This is a genomic window from Rhizobium sp. YJ-22 (genome assembly GCF_029601685.1).
GTDB lineage: Bacteria > Pseudomonadota > Alphaproteobacteria > Rhizobiales > Rhizobiaceae > Metarhizobium.
Genome location: NZ_JARRIR010000004.1, coordinates 338094 through 355220, shown reverse-complemented (window position 1 = coordinate 355220; position 17127 = coordinate 338094). Strand labels below are relative to the sequence as shown.

The window sequence follows — 17127 nt, the reverse complement described above, 5'->3', positions numbered from 1 at the left end:
TTGCCGGATCGCATAAAAGCAGGCTCGGCAAACACCCCGGCGACGGGGCTATGGAAAGGAAATGAGAATGACGAAAAAAACGTCTGCCCCGACTGAGAGCGTTGCCTATCCGGTATTGCCGTTGCGCGACATCGTGGTCTTCCCGCACATGATCGTGCCGCTCTTCGTCGGACGCGAAAAATCCATTCGCGCGCTGGAAGAAGTCATGGGGTCTGACAAGCAGATCATGCTCGTGACACAGCTCAATGCCAGCGACGACGATCCGTCGCCGTCGCAGATCTACGAGATCGGCACGGTTGCCAATGTCCTGCAGTTGCTGAAGCTGCCCGATGGCACCGTCAAGGTGCTGGTGGAGGGCCGTGCCCGCGCCCATATCGACGGCTACAGCGATCGCGAGGAATTCTACGAAGCCAATGCCCATGTGCTCGAGGAGCCGCAGGACGATGCCGTCGAGGTGGAAGCCCTGGCGCGCTCGGTGGTCTCGGAATTCGAGAACTACGTCAAGCTGAACAAGAAGATCTCGCCGGAAGTGGTCGGCGCCGCAAGCCAGATCGAGGATTACTCGAAGCTGGCCGATACGGTCGCCTCGCATCTGTCGATCAAGATCACCGAAAAGCAGGAAATGCTGGAAACCACCAGCGTGAAGACCCGCCTCGAAAAGGCGCTCGGCTTCATGGAAGGTGAAATCTCCGTTCTGCAGGTGGAAAAGCGCATCCGCTCGCGTGTAAAACGCCAGATGGAGAAGACCCAGCGCGAATATTACCTCAACGAGCAGATGAAGGCGATCCAGAAGGAACTGGGCGACGGGGAGGACGGCCGTGACGAAATGGCCGAGCTCGAAGAGCGCATTTCCAAGACCAAGCTTTCCAAGGAAGCCCGTGAAAAGGCCGATGCGGAGCTGAAGAAGCTGCGCTCGATGAGCCCGATGTCGGCAGAGGCGACGGTGGTGCGCAACTACCTCGACTGGCTCCTTGGCATTCCGTGGGGCAAGAAGTCGAAGATCAAGACCAACCTCAACAATGCCGAGAAGATTCTCGACGAGGATCATTTCGGTCTCGACAAGGTCAAGGAACGCATCGTCGAATATCTGGCGGTTCAGGCGCGCGCCACGAAGATCAAAGGCCCGATCCTGTGCCTCGTTGGTCCTCCGGGCGTCGGCAAGACCTCGCTCGCCAAGTCGATCGCCAAGGCGACCGGCCGCGAATATGTGCGCATGGCGCTCGGCGGCGTCCGCGACGAAGCGGAAATCCGCGGCCATCGCCGTACCTATATCGGCTCCATGCCGGGCAAGGTCGTGCAGTCGATGAAGAAGGCGAAGCGCTCCAACCCGCTCTTCCTGCTCGACGAAATCGACAAGATGGGCATGGACTTCCGTGGCGATCCGTCCTCGGCCCTGCTCGAAGTGCTCGACCCGGAACAGAACGCCACCTTCATGGACCACTATCTGGAGGTCGAATACGACCTTTCGGACGTGATGTTCGTGACGACGGCGAACACGCTGAACATCCCCGCGCCGCTGATGGACCGTATGGAAGTCATCCGCATCGCCGGTTATACGGAAGACGAGAAGCGTGAAATCGCCAAGCGGCACCTGCTGCCCAAGGCCATCAAGGAACATGCGCTGCAACCGCACGAATTCTCGGTCAGCGACGATGCGCTCCTGGCGGTCATCCAGCAGTATACCCGCGAAGCGGGTGTGCGTAACTTCGAGCGCGAGCTGATGAAGCTGGCCCGCAAGGCGGTGACGGAAATCATCAAGGGCAAGGCGATCTCGGTCGAGGTGACCGCCGCCAACATCCATGACTACCTGGGTGTGCCGCGCTTCCGCCACGGCGAAGCCGAGCGTGAGGATCAGGTCGGCGTGGTCACGGGTCTTGCCTGGACTGAAGTCGGCGGCGAATTGCTGACGATCGAAGGCGTCATGATGCCCGGCAAGGGCCGCATGACGGTGACCGGCAACCTGAAGGACGTGATGAAGGAATCGATCTCGGCGGCCGCGTCCTACGTCCGCTCGCGCGCGGTGGATTTCGGCATCGAGCCGCCGCGTTTCGACAAGAGCGACATCCACGTTCACGTTCCCGAAGGCGCGACCCCGAAGGACGGCCCGTCCGCCGGTGTCGCCATGGCCACCGCCATCGTCTCGATCATGACCGGCATCCCGATTTCCAAGGATGTGGCGATGACCGGTGAGATCACGTTGCGCGGTCGTGTTCTGCCGATCGGCGGCCTGAAGGAAAAGCTGCTCGCGGCCCTGCGCGGCGGCATCAAGAAGGTGCTGATTCCGGAAGAGAACGCCAAGGATTTGGCCGACATTCCGGACAATGTGAAGAACAGCCTGGAAATCGTGCCCGTGTCACGCATGGGCGAGGTGCTGCGTCATGCGCTGCTTCGCATGCCCGAGCCGATCGAATGGGATGGCGTGGTCGAGACGTCGGTCGTGACGTCGGTCGAAGGTGTCGACGACGGTCAGCTTATCGCCCATTGATCCCTGCCTCGCGCAGAGGTTTCAGGACAGGAAATCACGAAAGGCCGGCAATTGCCGGCCTTTCGCATGTTGAAAACCCGGATCAATGCGCCACTTTATCCACCTGAGATGCCCGGATGACGAGAATTCCGCGGCTTTTGCTTGTTTTTGACATTTTTGCCGGGCTTGTGCTTGGCCGTGTGGCGGGACTCCGAATCGTGCCGTCAAGGAAAGAGTTTGCAAAGGCGAGGTCTGGTGCATGGCGCCGGCCAAGCCGGATCGTTTCAAATCATGGAAAGGGTGGAAACATGAACAAGAGTGAACTGGTCGCTGCCGTTGCCGAAAAGTCCGGCCTGACGAAAACCGATGCTGCGTCCGCCATCGATGCCGTCTTCGAAGCGGTGGAAGCGGAGCTGAAGAAGGGCGGCGACGTGCGCCTGGCCGGCTTCGGCAATTTCTCGGTCAGCCACCGCGAGGCGTCGAAGGGCCGCAATCCCTCGACCGGCGCCGAGGTCGACATCCCCGCGCGCAACGTGCCCAAGTTCACCCCTGGCAAGGGCCTGAAGGATGCCGTCAATAGCTGACATGCGAAAATCAAAGACCTGAAGCGCAGGAGCGAATCTGAAAGATCGTGACGCGCTTTGGCACTCTCATAAGCCCGGCCCTGCCGGGCTTTTTGATGGGCGAGACCGTTCGGCCGTCATGCCGCTGTCATGTCGATGCCGCAAAAGCCCTCTCGTATCTTTTGACCGGAAACAGGGGGTTTCCTCATGACGATCCGATTTTCCCGCGTGGCCCTGACGACCGCTCTTTTGGCCTCGGCGGCAATTCCCGCGCAGGCCGAACAGGTTTTCAATCGTATTGCTGCCTTTGCCGTTGCAGACAACCTGCCCAAGGACGCCGACAAGGCGACCAGGACCTCGGCCGAAATCATCACTGCGACCGAAGACGGCATGGAACTCATCTATTCCGACAGCCCCTATGGCGCCATCGGTTTCGTCGACATCACCGATCCACATGCGCCTAAGCCGCTCGGCGCCCTGAAGATGGGTGGCGAGCCGACGTCGGTCGCCGTTGCCGGCGCCAAGGCGCTGGTCGCCGTCAACACCTCGGAAAGCAAGCAGAAGCCCTCCGGCAAGCTGTCGGTGGTCGACATCGCAACGAAGAAGGAAGAGGCGAGCTGTGACCTCGGCGGCCAGCCGGATTCGATCGCGCTCTCCCATGACAAGACCTTTGCCGCCATCGCCATCGAAAACGAGCGCGACGAAGAGCTGAACGACGGCAAGCTGCCGCAGATGCCGGCCGGCGATCTCGTCATCGTCGACCTCAAGGACGGCGTTGCCGATTGCGGCTCGATCCGGCATGTGGCCGTGACCGGCCTGGCAGAGATCGCGCCTGAGGATCCCGAGCCCGAATTCGTCGCCATCAACGACAAGGGCGAGATCGCGCTCACCCTTCAGGAAAACAATCATATCGTCATCATCGACGGCAAGACCGGCACGGTGAGAAGCCATTTCTCCGCTGGCACCGTCGACCTCCAGGGCATCGACAGCAAGTCGAACGGCGCGCTGAAGTTTACCGACAAGCAGGACGCCCGCAAGCGCGAACCCGATGCCGTCAAGTGGCTCGGCAATGACCGCCTCGTCGTCGCCAATGAAGGCGACTACGAGGGCGGCTCGCGCGGCTTCACCATTTTCGATACCACCGGCAAGATCCTCTACGAAGCCGGCAGCAGCTTCGAGCACGAAGTCGCCCGTCTCGGCCACTATCCGGAAAAGCGCTCCAAGGCCAAGGGCATCGAGCCGGAGGGTCTGGAAGCCGCGACCTTCGGCGGGCAGCCCTACTTTTTCGTTCTGGCCGAGCGCGCCTCGGTCGTCGGCGTCTTCAAGGATACGGGTGGCGCGCCGGAACTGATGCAGATCCTGCCGTCCGGCATTTCGCCGGAAGGCGCGGTCGCCATTCCCGGCCGCAGCCTGCTGGTCACTGCCAATGAGGCCGACCTGCGCGAAGACGGCGGCGCCGGCGCCCATGTGATGCTCTACGAATATGCCGAGGGCGAAAAAGCCTATCCGACGCTGCAATCGGCCATGGTCGACGATGCGCCGATCGGCTGGGGCGCCCTGTCCGGCCTCGTGGGCGATGCGGAGAAGGACGGCACGTTCTATGCCGTCTCCGATTCCTTCTATTCGATGCAGCCGACCATCTACACCATCGACGCCACGAAGAAGCCGGCGGAAATCACCAGGGCGCTGGTCGTCAAGCGCGAAGGACAGCCGGCCCAGAAGCTCGACCTCGAAGGCATCACGCTTGACGGCAAGGGCGGCTTCTGGCTGGCCTCCGAGGGCGATAGCGCCAAGCTGGTGCCGCATGCGCTCTACAATGTGAACGAAAAGGGCGAGATCAAGAAGGAGATCGCGCTGCCGGCAGAACTGCTGCAGGGCGAGACGCGCTTCGGCTTCGAAGGCATCACCAGCATCGGTTCGGGCGCAGAGCAGACACTGTGGATGGCGGTGCAGCGCGAATGGGGCACGGACGAGAAGGGTTTCGTCAAGCTCGTTTCCTACAAGCCGGAGAGCAAGGAATGGGGTGCCGTGCGCTACCCGCTCGACAAGGCGGACAAGGGCTGGGTCGGCCTTTCCGAAATCACCGCCCATGGCGATTACGTCTACATCATCGAGCGCGACAACCAGATCGGCGATGCCGCCAGGATCAAGAAACTCTACCGCGTCGCCATCGCCAACCTAAAGCCGGGCAAGATCGGCGGCGAACTGCCGGTCGTGAACAAGGAAGAAGTCCACGACTTCATCCCCGACCTGAAGGCCGCCACCAACGGCTATGTCCTCGACAAGCTTGAAGGCTTCGCCTTCGACAAGGCCGGCAAGGCTTACGCCGTGACCGACAATGACGGCGTCGACGATTCCTCCGGCGAGACCCTGTTCTTCGCGGTCGACCTCGAAGGTATCAACTGATCGGGGATTGCGGTTGGCGGACATCAAAAAAGGCCGGGTTGTCGCCCGGCCTTTCCATTTTCAGTCCATGCCGGCTTTACCATCGCTGATGAACATGCGGCGCGATCAGGCGGTCGTAAATGTCGCGCGTTGCCGCCATGACGTCGGCCGACAATGGCGCGAGATCGCTGGCCGCCGCGTTCGCCTTCGCCTGTTCGGCATTGCGAGCACCGGGAATGACGACGGTGACCGCCTCGTTCATCAGAATCCAGCGCAGCGCGAAGGCCGCCATGCCGGCACCTGCCGGCACCAGCTTGCGCACCTCTTCGACGGCCAGCAGCCCGACCTCGAATGGCACGCCTGCGAAGGTCTCGCCGACATCGAAGGCTTCGCCGTTGCGGTTGAAGTTGCGATGGTCGTCGGCGGCGAAGGCGGTTTCGCCGGTGATCTTGCCGGAGAGCAGCCCGCTGGCCAGCGGCACGCGAGCGATGACGGCGATGTTCCTGCGTTTCGCTTCGTGGAAGAACAGGTCGGCCGGGCGCTGGCGGAAGATGTTGTAGATGATCTGGATGCTGGCGACGCCGGGGAATTCGATCGCCTTGAGCGCTTCCTCGACCTTCTCGACGCTGACGCCGTAGCCCCTGATCTTGCCCGTTTTCTGGAAGTCGTCGAGAGCGGAAAACACCTCCTGCCGGTAAAGCACCTCGGTCGGTGGGCAATGAAGCTGCACGAGGTCGAGGCTGTCGACCCTGAGATTGGCAAGGCTGCGATCGATGAAGGCTTCGAGATTGGCCCTGGTGTAGCCGTCGGCGACATGCGGGTTCAGACGCCGCCCGGCTTTGGTCGCCACCATCGGGCGGTCGCCGCCGCGCGCGGCCAGCACGTCGGCGATGATCCTTTCCGAGCGGCCGTCGCCATAGACGTCGGCGGTGTCGACGAAGGTGATGCCGGCGTCGAGCGCGGCGTTGAGGGCGGCGCGGCCATCCGCCTCGCTGACATCGCCCCAGGAGCCGCCGATCTGCCAGGCGCCGAAGCCGATGTCGCTGACGGTGAAGGGCAGGCGGCCGAATGCGTGCTGTCTCATGGAAATCTCCATCCGTTGCTTGGGGTAATGAACCGCTATGCCATGCGCAGAGGCAAAATCCCATAGGACAGAAGCCGAAGGCGGTATCAATCGCGGCGGATATTTCCTAAATGAAGGATCTATCTTGTGTCAGGAAGCCGATGACTTCATTTCGATTCGTCCATGCCGCCGACCTGCATCTGGGAAGCCCGTTCCAGGGCCTGACGCTGAAGGATGCCGGCATCGCCGCTTTGTTCGTCGAGGCCAGCCGCAAGGCCTTCAGCAATCTGGTGACCCAGGCGATCGCAGCCCGCGTCGATTTCTTCCTGATCGCCGGCGACGTCTATGACGGCGACTGGAAGGACAACAAGATCGGCCTGTTCTTCAATCGCGAAATGGCGCGGCTGGAGCGGGAAAACATTCCCGTCTACCTGTTGCGCGGCAATCACGACGCCGAAAGCGTGATCACCCGCACCATCACCCTGCCGGGAAATGTCCACGAATTTTCCACACAACGCCCGCAGACCTTTTTGCTGGAAGCGCTGAAGGTGGCGCTGCACGGCCAGGGTTTCGCCCAGCGCTCTGCCAATGACAATCTGGCGCTGACCTATCCGAAGCCGGTCGCCGGCTGGTTCAATATCGGCGTGTTGCACACCTCGCTCACCGGCCGCGAGCCGCACGCACCCTACGCCCCGTGCTCCGTCGATGATTTGCGCTCGCGCGGCTACGATTATTGGGCACTCGGCCATGTCCATGATTACGAAGTGGTGGCCACGGATCCGCTGATTATATTCCCCGGCAACCTGCAGGGCCGCAGCATCCGCGAGCGCGGCTCCAAGGGCGCGGTCCTGGTGACGGTAGATGAGGGACGTATCCGCTATGAACGGATGATCGTCGACGAGGCGCGTTTTGCTGAACTCACAGTCACGCTCGACGGCGACGACGATATGTCCGCGGTCGTTCGGCGTATCGAGGCGGAGGCCGCCGGCCTTGCCGATGGGATGGAGGATCGCCCGCTGGCGCTCCGGCTGCGCCTGACAGGCAAAAGCCGCCACCACGCCCATCTCGTTTCGCGCCGGCAGGATCTGCGCGACGAGGCGCAGGCCGCCGCCCATCGCTGCCATCAGGATATCTGGCTGGAAAAGCTCGACCTGCGCATCGAGCCGCTGACGCTGCCGCAAGCCGGCGCGGGCGATGCGCTCGACCTGTCGGCGCTGCTGGTCGAAAGCGGCGCGGGCGAACTGGCCGAGGATATCGCCGCCTTCATCCGCGATATCGCGCAAAAAATGCCGGGCGGCGCGGGCGCGGGCGACAATCCGCTCGAAACCGAACTTGCGGACCTGCTGAGCGAGGCCCGCGCGCTGCTGCAGGCGCGTGCGAATGGGGAGGGCGCCTGATATGCGTTTCGACTGTCTCGACCTCCTGCGCTACGGCGCACTGACCGACAGGATGCTGCAGTTTAATCCGGCGGCCAGCCTGCATATCGTCTATGGCCCCAACGAGGCCGGCAAATCCTCGGCATTGTCGGCTATCGGCGACCTGCTGTTCGGCTATCCGCGCGCCACGGCGCACTACAGCTTCCTGCACGATCCGGCGCAATTGCGCATCGGCGCGGCGATTGCCGCGCGCAACGGCGAGACGCTGCGGTTCCGCCGCCGCCGCGGCACCAAAAACACGCTGCTCGCCGATGACGACAAGGAAACGGCGCTGCGCGAGGATGCGCTGGTGCCCTTCCTCGGCTCGCTCAACCGCGAGATTTTCAAGCGTGCCTTCGGCCTCGATTCCCATGATCTGCGCGAAGGCGGCCGCGCCATGCTCGAAAGCGGCGGCGAGATCGGCACGCTGCTGTTTTCCGCTGCTTCCGGCCTGATGGGCCTGCGAAAGCTGCGGCAATCGCTGGACGACGAGGCGGCGACGATTTTCGGCCCGCGCAAGAAGCAGGAGCACAGCTTCTTCCAGGCGGTGGAGCGTTACGACAACGCTCGCCACAGCGAAAGCCAGCTCGAACTGCGCTCTTCGGACTGGAAGAAGCTGGTCGGCGAAGCCGGTGAGCTGGAAGCTCAACTCGCTAGCCTTCAGGAAGAACGCCGCAAGAGCCGAGCCAGGCTGGAGCAGCTTCGCGGCCTGAAGAAACTGCAGCCGCTGGTGCAGGAAATCGACCGCGAGACGGCGGCGCTTGCCGCCTTCTCCGATCTCGACGGCCTGCCCGCCGGTTTTGCCGAAGCGCTGACCCAGGCGCTGGATCAGCGCCGCACCGCGACCGACAGCTTGCGCCGCGAGGCTGAGACCGTAGAACGCCTCTCGACGGAGAGCGGCGGCATCGAAGTCGATGCCGGGCTTCTCGCCGTTGCCGCCGAGATCACCACCCTGTTTGCCGATACGGGCGGGTATACCAAGGCCCGGCGCGACCTGCCGGCCATAGAGCGCGAGGTCGCGACCTATGACGCCAACCTGTCGCATCTCGCCCGCCGGCTCGGGCTCGGCGATGCCGAGGAACTGGAATCGCGCCAGCCCTCCGATGCCGATCTCGCCCGCCTGAAGCGCCTTGCCGATAGCGGCCAGTCGCTCGCCCGCGCCACCGCCGATCTCGCCCGGCAACAGGCCGCCGAGCAGGAACGGCTGGCGGCGCTTGACGAGGCCGGCGATCTCGGCCGGCTGATCGACCCGAAACCCTATGCCGAACGTTTGGCCGCGCTCTCCGACGAACTGGCGGCGCTGGCCCGTCTCGATGGCCTCTATGTGCAGGTGGAGCGGGCGCGCGAGGCGCTGGCCCTGTCCGGCCGCCGCCTGAAACCCGCTGTCGATGATGTCGAGCGCCTGCTTGCCCGCCCGCTGCCGGAACTTGCGTTCATCTCCCGTTTCGGTCAGCGGCAGGAGAAAATCGAGGCCGAGCGCCGCGCCGCCGCCACGCGCCTGACAACGCTGGCCACGGAAGCGGCTGAGATCGAGGAGACGCTGGACGACGCGGAAGGCGCGGTCGTCACCCGCGACGACATCCTGGCGCTGCGTGTCCGCCGCGACCGGCAATTCGCCGCTCTCGGCCCAAAATCCACCGACGAGGACCGCGCCGTCGTCGCCGACCTGATCGCCTATGCGGATCGTCTGGCCGACACCGCCGAGGCCAATGCTGACCGTCTCTCGCGCCATGCGGAGGCGCGGCTGCGCCTGTCGCGCATCGAGCGCCAGAGTGAGGAAGCCCGTGCCGCTCTTGATGCGGCGGAAGCGCAGGCCGGACAATGCCGCGCGGATTTCGAGGCCCAGTTCGCCGATGCAGGCATCGTGCCGCTGACGGTCGAAGCCATGCTCGACTGGCGCCGTGGCGTCGATGAGCTTTTCCGCCAACAGGCGGCGATATCGGTGATGGAAGACCAGATCGCCATCGTTGCCCGTGGGGCGGAGCGTATTGCACCCGTCCTGCAGGGCATTGCCGATGCGATCGGCGTCGAGGGGCAGGGGCTGCCGGTCACGGCGCTGGCACAGGCGATCCAGCGCCAGATAACCGCCCTTGGCGAACGTTGGGCGGAAAGCCGCAGCCGCGATGGCGAACGCCGGGCGGCGCAGCGCCGCGTATCCGATCTCGAAATGCGGCAATCGGAACTGTTCGCGCAGAGCGAGGATTGGCGCGAGCATTTTTCCGCTGCCTGCTCGGTTGTCGGCCTGCGGTTGGAATGGCAGGGCGAATCGCCGCAAGCGGAAATCGATATGGCGCTCGCTGCGCTGGAGGCCTGGCGCGCCGTGCCCGAACTGCTGCTGGAGCGCGAAAACCGCCGCCGCCGCGTCGCCGGCATGCAGCGGGACAATGGCTCTTATGAAAAGCGTGTCGCGGCCGTCATCGGCACGGTCGATCCGTCGCTCGCGACGCTCGCCGCCGATGCCGCGATCAGCCTGGTCCATGAAAAGGCAATTGCCGCCCGCACGGCTCATCAGAAAAAGCAGGCACTGGACGAAAATCTGAGCGAGGCCCGCGCCCGGCATCAGCGGGCCGAGACGGCGATGCACGAGGCCGAGAGCCGCATCGAGGAACTGGCCAAAGCTTTGCCGTCAGGCGATCTCGACGCCGCGCTGCCGCGTCTCTCCGAACGCGCCCGCCATCTGGAGCGCCTTCAGGAACGCCGCTTGCGCCTCGATGCACAGGCGGAAGGCCGGGGCGAAGCCGAATTGCGCGCCCTGCTTTCCGGTTTCGATCCCGTCGCCGCCGGGCTGGAGATCGAGGCTCTGGAGGAAGAGGAAAATCGCCAGTTCGAAAAGCATGGCGAACTCGTCGCCCGCCGCAGCCAGAACGAGCGCGAGCGCGAAGCGCTGGAAACCGGCGCCAGCGCCGAGCATGCGGTCTTCGAAAAGCAGGCGGCCCAGGAAGAGGCCCGCGACCTCGCGCGGCAATGGGTGGTGCTGAAGCTCGCCTCGTCGATGCTGGCGAAATCGATGGAAGCCTATCGCGAGCGCCATGCCGATCCGGTGATGCAGCGCGCCGGCGAGCATTTTTCGGCGCTGACCGGCGGGCGTTTCGCCCGGCTTTTGCAGGAATATGACGAGCGCGACGAATTGCGGCTGATGGTCGAGCGTCAGGGTGGCGAGCGTGTGCCGCTGGAGGGTTTGAGCGAAGGCACGGGCGACCAGCTTTTCCTGGCGCTGCGCCTCGCCTTCCTGGAGGATTACGCCACCCGCAACGAACCGGCGCCGCTCATCGTCGACGACATCTTCCAGACCTTTGATGACGAGCGTGTCGCACTCGGTCTGAAGACGCTTGCGGCCACCGGCGAACGCTTCCAGACCATCGTCTTCACCCATCAGGCCAGCGTCGTCGATCTCGCCCGTCGGGAACTGGGCGCGGCGGCGGATATCGTCCCTCTTCAGTGAGGTAAGCAACGGCTTCCCCAAGCCTTTCATGCTTGACTTATAGGACTTGAGTCCTAAACTTAGTCGCACGGCTTGGTTTAACGGAGACCGTCAATGAACGTGGATCTCTCCCGGCGCAGCTTTCTGAAGCTGGCGGGAGCAGGGGTCGCGGCAACGTCGCTCGGTGCGATGGGGTTTGGAGAAGCGGAGGCTGCGGAAGCGGCGCATGTCCGGCCTTTCAAGCTCACCACCACGACCGAAACCCGCAACACCTGCCCCTATTGTTCCGTCGCCTGCGGAATCATCATCTATTCGAAGGGCGACCTTCGCAAAGGCGAGACGGCCGATATCGTCCATATCGAGGGCGATGTCGATCACCCCACCAATCGTGGGACGCTCTGTCCCAAGGGGGCGGCGCTCAAGGATTTCGTCAAATCGCCGACCCGCCTGAAATATCCCATGCATCGCAAGCCCGGGGCCGATAAATTCGAGCGCATCTCCTGGGACGAGGCCCTCGATAGCATCGCGCGGCGGATGAAGGACGACCGCGACGCCAATTTCGTCGCCGCCAATGCCAAGGGCATTGCGGTAAACCGCTGGTCGACGGTCGGCATGCTCGCCGCCTCCGCCACCACCAACGAAACGGCCTGGGCGACCTTCAAATTCGCCAAGAGCCTGGGAATAGTCGGTTTCGATAATCAGGCACGCGTCTGACACGGCCCTACGGTGTCCAGTTTGGGCCCAACATTTGGCCGTGGCGCGATGACCAACGCCTGGACCGATATCAAGAACACCGACCTCGTCGTCGTCATGGGCGGCAATGCGGCGGAAGCGCACCCCTGCGGCTTCAAATGGGTGACGGAAGCCAAGGCCCATCGCGGCGCCAAGCTGATCGTCGTCGATCCGCGCTATACCCGCACGGCCTCGGTTTCGGATTATTACGCGCCGATCCGCCAAGGAACGGACATCGCCTTCCTCAACGGGGTGATGAAATATTGCATCGACAACGGCAAGGTGCAGTGGGAGTACATGAAGGCGTTCACCAACGCCTCCTACATCGTCAAGGACGGTTTTGCCTACAAGGACGGGCTGTTCACCGGCTACGACCCCGAAAAGCGCGACTATGACAAATCGAGCTGGGATTATGTGCTGGGCGAGGACGGGTTCGTCACCACCGATCCGACGCTTGCTCATCCGCGCTGCGTCTGGAACTTGCTGAAGGAGCATCTGGCGCCTTATACGCCCGAGATGGTCGAGCGCATCTGCGGCACGCCGAAGGAGAAATTCCTGAAGGTGGCCGAGATGATCTCGGAATGCTCGACGCCGACGAAAACCATGACCTCGATGTATGCGCTCGGCTGGACCCAGCATTCCAGCGGCTCGCAGAACATCCGCGCCATGGCGATGCTGCAGCTCATCCTCGGCAATATCGGCGTGCGCGGCGGCGGCATGAATGCGTTGCGCGGCCATTCCAACATTCAGGGGCTGACCGATCTCGGGCTGATGTCGCACCTGCTCACCGGCTATCTGACCATGCCGAGCGAGAAGGACGAGACGTTCGAGACCTATATGTCGACGCGGCTGTTCAAGCCGCTGCGGCCGGGCCAGACCAGCTACTGGCAAAACTACAAGAAGTTCATGGTCTCCTTCCAGAAGGCCATGTGGGGCGATTTCGCCCGCGCCGACAACGACTGGGCCTTCAACTACCTCTCCAAGCTCGATGTGCCCTCCTATGACGTCCTGCGTATGTTCGAGCTGATGTATGACGGCAAGGTCAACGGCTATATCTGCCAGGGTTTCAACCCGATCCTGGCCTTCCCGAACAGGGACAAGAACACCAAGGCCCTGTCGAATCTCAAATGGCTGGTCACCATGGACCCGCTGGAGACGGAAACCGCGCGCTTCTGGGAAAATCACGGCGATTTCAACCCGGTGGATACGGCCGCGATCCAGACGGAAGTGTTCCAGCTTCCCACCACCTGCTTCGCGGAGGAGGAGGGCTCGCTCACCAATTCCGGCCGCTGGCTGCAATGGCACTGGGCCGGCGGCACGCCGCCGGGCGAGGCCAAGCACGACACCTGGATCATCGCCCAGATCTTCCTGCGGCTGCGCGATCTCTATCGCAAGGAAGGCGGCGCCTTCCCCGATCCGGTGGTCAACCTTTCCTGGGATTACGCCGATCCCAACGAGCCGACGCCGGAGGAACTGGCCAAGGAAATCAACGGCCGGGCGCTGACCGACCTCATGGATCCCGCCGATCCGACCAAGATGCTGGTGCCGGCCGGCAAGCAGGTGCTGAACTTCTCGCAACTGCGCGACGACGGCTCGACCATGTCGGGCTGCTGGATCTATTCCGGCTGCTTCAATGAGCAGGGCAACAACATGGCCCGCCGCGACAACCACGATCCCGACGAGACCGGCGCCTATCTCGGCTGGACCTTCGCCTGGCCGCTGAACCGGCGCACACTCTACAACCGCGCCTCCTGCGACCTGCAGGGCAAGGCCTGGGATCCCACGCGAAAAATCATCGAATGGGACGGCACGAAATGGTCGGGCTACGACGTACCGGATATCGCGCCGAACGCCAAGCCGGAGGACGTCGGCCCGTTCATCATGAACCAGGAGGGCACAGCGCGGCTATTTACGCGCGGGCTGATGCGCGACGGGCCGTTCCCGGCGCATATGGAGCCATTCGAATCGCCGGTCGCCAATGTCTTCAATCCGAAGATGCGCGGCAATCCGGTGGCGCGCGTCTTCCAGACGGATGCCGCGCAGCTCGGCCAGTCGGACGAGTTCCCCTATGCGGCGACGTCCTATCGCCTCACCGAGCATTTCCACTTCTGGACCAAGCACAACCGCGTGAATGCGGCGCTGCAACCGGAATTCTTCGTTGAAATCTCCGAGGAACTGGCCAAGGAAAAGGGCATCGAAAAGGGCGGCTGGGTCCGCGTCTGGTCGAAACGCGGTTCGGTGAAGGCCAAGGCGCTGGTTACCAAGCGCATCCGGCCGCTGATCTGCGACGGCAAGACCGTGCATGTCGTCGGCATTCCCCTGCATTGGGGTTTCACCGGCGCGGCGAAGAAGGGCTTCGGGCCGAATTCGCTGGTGCCCTTCGTCGGTGACGCCAATATCGAGACGCCGGAATCCAAGGCATTTCTGGTCAATATCGAGCCCACGACGCCGCCGCAGGAGGGTATCGCATGATGGACAGTCCGCGCACCGCCGTCAGCAATCCCCCCGTGCAGCCGATGGAAACCAACCTGACGCCGCGCGATCTGGTGCGGCGTTCGGCGACCGCGGACCTGCCGCCGCCGGAGCGGCAGCTCACCCCGGTCGCCAAGTTGATCGACGTCTCCAAATGCATCGGCTGCAAGGCCTGCCAGTCGGCCTGCGTCGAATGGAACGATACCCATCCTGAGATCGAGGAAAATGTCGGGGTTTATGACAACCCGCATGACCTCACCGAAAACATGTTCACGCTGATGCGCTTTACCGAGTGGATCAACCCCGAGAACGACAATCTCGAATGGCTGATCCGCAAGGACGGCTGCATGCATTGCGCCGATCCCGGCTGCCTCAAGGCCTGCCCGGCGCCCGGCGCCATTGTGCAATATTCGAACGGCATCGTCGATTTCATCCATGAGAACTGCATAGGCTGCGGCTATTGCGTGAAGGGCTGTCCGTTCAACATTCCGCGCATCTCCAAGGTCGATCACCGCGCCTATAAATGCACGCTCTGTTCGGATCGCGTCGCCGTCGGCCAGGGGCCGGCCTGCGCCAAGGCCTGCCCGACGCAGGCTATCGTCTTCGGTACCAAGGAGGACATGAAGAGCCATGCCGAGGAGCGCATCACCGACCTGAAATCGCGCGGCTATGAGAATGCCGGGCTTTACGATCCGCCGGGCGTCGGCGGCACGCATGTCATGTATGTGCTGCACCACGCCGACAAGCCGCATATCTACGCCAACCTGCCGGACGATCCGAAGATTTCCGGCATCGTCCAGGCCTGGAAGGGCGTCACCAAATATGTCGGCCTCGCCGCCATGGGCGTTGCCGCCGCCGGCGCGGTTCTGCACGGCATCTTCGGCAAGGCCAACAGGGTGCAGCCGGAAGACGAGGAAAACGCCGAAAAGCTGGTCGATGCGGCGAAAGGCCGGAAGGAGGACGCCTGATGTCCATCTCCAAGGATGTGCTGCCCGGCGATGCGATCCACCGCGGCCCGCCGGTGACGGTGAACCGCTACGGCCCGGCCAAGCGGATCAACCACTGGATCACGGCCACTTGCCTGATCCTGTTGCTCCTGTCGGGGCTCGCTTTGTTCCATCCCTCGCTGTTCTTCCTGACGGGTCTGTTCGGCGGCGGGCAGAATACGCGCATGCTGCATCCCTGGATCGGCGTCGTGCTGTTCGTCAGCTTCTTCATCCTGTTCGCGCAGCTCTGGCGGGCGAACCTGCCCAATCGCGTCGATGTGCAATGGGTGTCGCAGATAAACGACGTCGTCGCCGGGCATGAGGAAAAGCTGCCGGAGATCGGCAAATACAATGCCGGCCAGAAATTCATCTTCTGGGGCATGGCCTTCTTCATCATCGTGCTGATCGGCAGCGGATTGATGATCTGGGACCAGTATTTCGGCGAATCGACGCCGATCCTGCTTCGCCGCATCGCCGTTCTCGTGCATTCTGTTTCGGCTGTGCTGATCATCATGCTGTTCATCCTGCATGTCTACGCAGCGATCTGGACGCGCGGCACGCTGAGCGCCATGACGCGCGGCACGGTGACCGGCGGCTGGGCCTGGCGGCATCATCGCAAATGGCTGAAAGAGCTGGCTGGACGCGGCCGGATCGATCCGGCAGAATAAATTCCTTGAAACCCGTGGCCGGTCGGCCCGGAGGTGAAATGAACACGTCCTCCACGCTTCAGCCCGATCCTTCCGTGATCGGCGGTATCTCCAAGGCGCCGTTTGCGGTGCTCCCCCGCCTGCCGCAGCTTTTCGAGGATCGCGCCAGACGGTTCGAGGGGCTTGCGGAAACCAGCCGGCTGGCGTCCTACCTGCATTTTCTCGCCGATCTTTCCCGCCTGCAGGCCACTCTTTCGAACAGTCTTCCTCCGGTGCCGCCGCTCGATGCCGAACAGGTGGAACGGGCGCGCGCCGCCGCCATGCCGCCCATCGACCGGCTGATGCTGGCTGGGCAGGCCGCCTGCCGCGAGACGCTGGAGGCTTTCCTGACATCGGCAAGAACCGTCGACATGCCGCAACAGGCCCGCGAGGCGCTGGAGGCGGTCATCGGCACGGATACCGACACGCGCGGGTGGATGCTGGAAAACGTGCTCTCCGACACCATCCCGCCTGATAGCGTTGCCCATCATCTGTTCGTGGCGGCGGCGGTGCAGGTCCATGCCGCACGCCTTGCTGCGATGCTGGAGGCATCCCGCCTCGTGCCGGTCGGCGTCGGCGTCTGCCCCGCCTGCGGCGGCCGGCCGGTCGGCTCGCTGGTCGTTGGCGTGCATGGGGCGGAAGGGGCGCGTTACGCCGTCTGTTCCTGCTGCGCCACACGCTGGAACGAGGTGCGGGTTAAATGCCTCGCCTGCGGCTCGACCAAGGGTATCGGCTATCGCGCCGTCGAGGCGGAGGAGGCGTCGATCAAGGCGGAAATCTGCGACGGCTGCCAAAGCTGGACGAAAATCCTCTACCAGAACCGCAATCCTTCGCTCGATATCGTCGCCGACGACGTCGCCAGCCTCGGCCTCGATCTGCTGATGCGCGAGACGGAGTATCGGCGGGCTGGCTTCGATCCATTCCTGATCGGATATTGAGC

10 protein-coding genes are annotated in these 17127 nt (G+C 63.3%); 9 read left to right on the top strand and 1 reads right to left on the bottom strand.

Annotation, left to right across the window (positions count from 1 at the left end; genetic code table 11):
• Positions 1–67: 67 nt before the first annotated feature.
• From lon to P7F60_RS12285, 3 genes are all read left to right on the top strand, one after another.
• Positions 68–2485: an endopeptidase La gene (gene lon / locus P7F60_RS12295; RefSeq protein WP_277918011.1), complete on the top strand. Its 2418-nt coding sequence runs from the start codon at positions 68–70 to the stop codon at positions 2483–2485.
• 287 nt (positions 2486–2772) lie between these two features.
• The gene (hupB, locus tag P7F60_RS12290; protein WP_277918010.1) at positions 2773–3048 is read left to right on the top strand and encodes a DNA-binding protein HupB; all 276 of its coding nucleotides are present in this window, start codon (positions 2773–2775) and stop codon (positions 3046–3048) included.
• A gap of 186 nt (positions 3049–3234) precedes the next feature.
• Positions 3235–5433 (top strand): esterase-like activity of phytase family protein, encoded by a 2199-nt coding sequence (locus tag P7F60_RS12285; protein ID WP_277918009.1) that lies wholly within the window; start codon positions 3235–3237, stop codon positions 5431–5433.
• Between the two features lie 76 nt (positions 5434–5509).
• On the opposite strand, the gene P7F60_RS12280 is transcribed toward P7F60_RS12285, so the two are convergent.
• Positions 5510–6496, bottom strand: a complete 987-nt coding sequence (locus P7F60_RS12280; RefSeq protein ID WP_277918008.1) for an aldo/keto reductase — start codon at positions 6494–6496, stop codon at positions 5510–5512.
• 140 nt (positions 6497–6636) lie between these two features.
• On the opposite strand from P7F60_RS12280, the gene P7F60_RS12275 reads away from it, so the two are divergent.
• The 6 genes from P7F60_RS12275 to fdhE all read left to right on the top strand — a co-directional run bounded on the left by P7F60_RS12275 (position 6637) and on the right by fdhE (position 17125).
• Entirely contained in the window at positions 6637–7872 is a 1236-nt protein-coding gene (locus P7F60_RS12275; protein ID WP_277918007.1) for a DNA repair exonuclease, read from the top strand.
• Position 7873: 1 nt separating this feature from the next.
• Positions 7874–11332: a YhaN family protein gene (locus P7F60_RS12270; protein ID WP_277918006.1), complete on the top strand. Its 3459-nt coding sequence runs from the start codon at positions 7874–7876 to the stop codon at positions 11330–11332.
• A gap of 93 nt (positions 11333–11425) precedes the next feature.
• Entirely contained in the window at positions 11426–14515 is a 3090-nt protein-coding gene (gene fdnG, locus P7F60_RS12265) for a formate dehydrogenase-N subunit alpha (protein WP_277918005.1), read from the top strand.
• Complete coding sequence (gene fdxH / locus P7F60_RS12260) at positions 14512–15483, top strand: formate dehydrogenase subunit beta (protein WP_277918004.1); 972 nt, start codon at positions 14512–14514, stop codon at positions 15481–15483. The genes fdnG and fdxH overlap by 4 nt, the downstream gene beginning before the upstream one ends.
• Positions 15483–16169: a formate dehydrogenase subunit gamma gene (locus P7F60_RS12255; protein ID WP_277918003.1), complete on the top strand. Its 687-nt coding sequence runs from the start codon at positions 15483–15485 to the stop codon at positions 16167–16169. Before fdxH ends, P7F60_RS12255 begins: the two co-directional genes overlap by 1 nt.
• A gap of 38 nt (positions 16170–16207) precedes the next feature.
• On the top strand, positions 16208–17125 hold the full coding sequence (fdhE, locus tag P7F60_RS12250; protein WP_277918002.1) for a formate dehydrogenase accessory protein FdhE: 918 nt from the start codon (positions 16208–16210) through the stop codon (positions 17123–17125).
• Positions 17126–17127 lie beyond the last annotated feature (2 nt).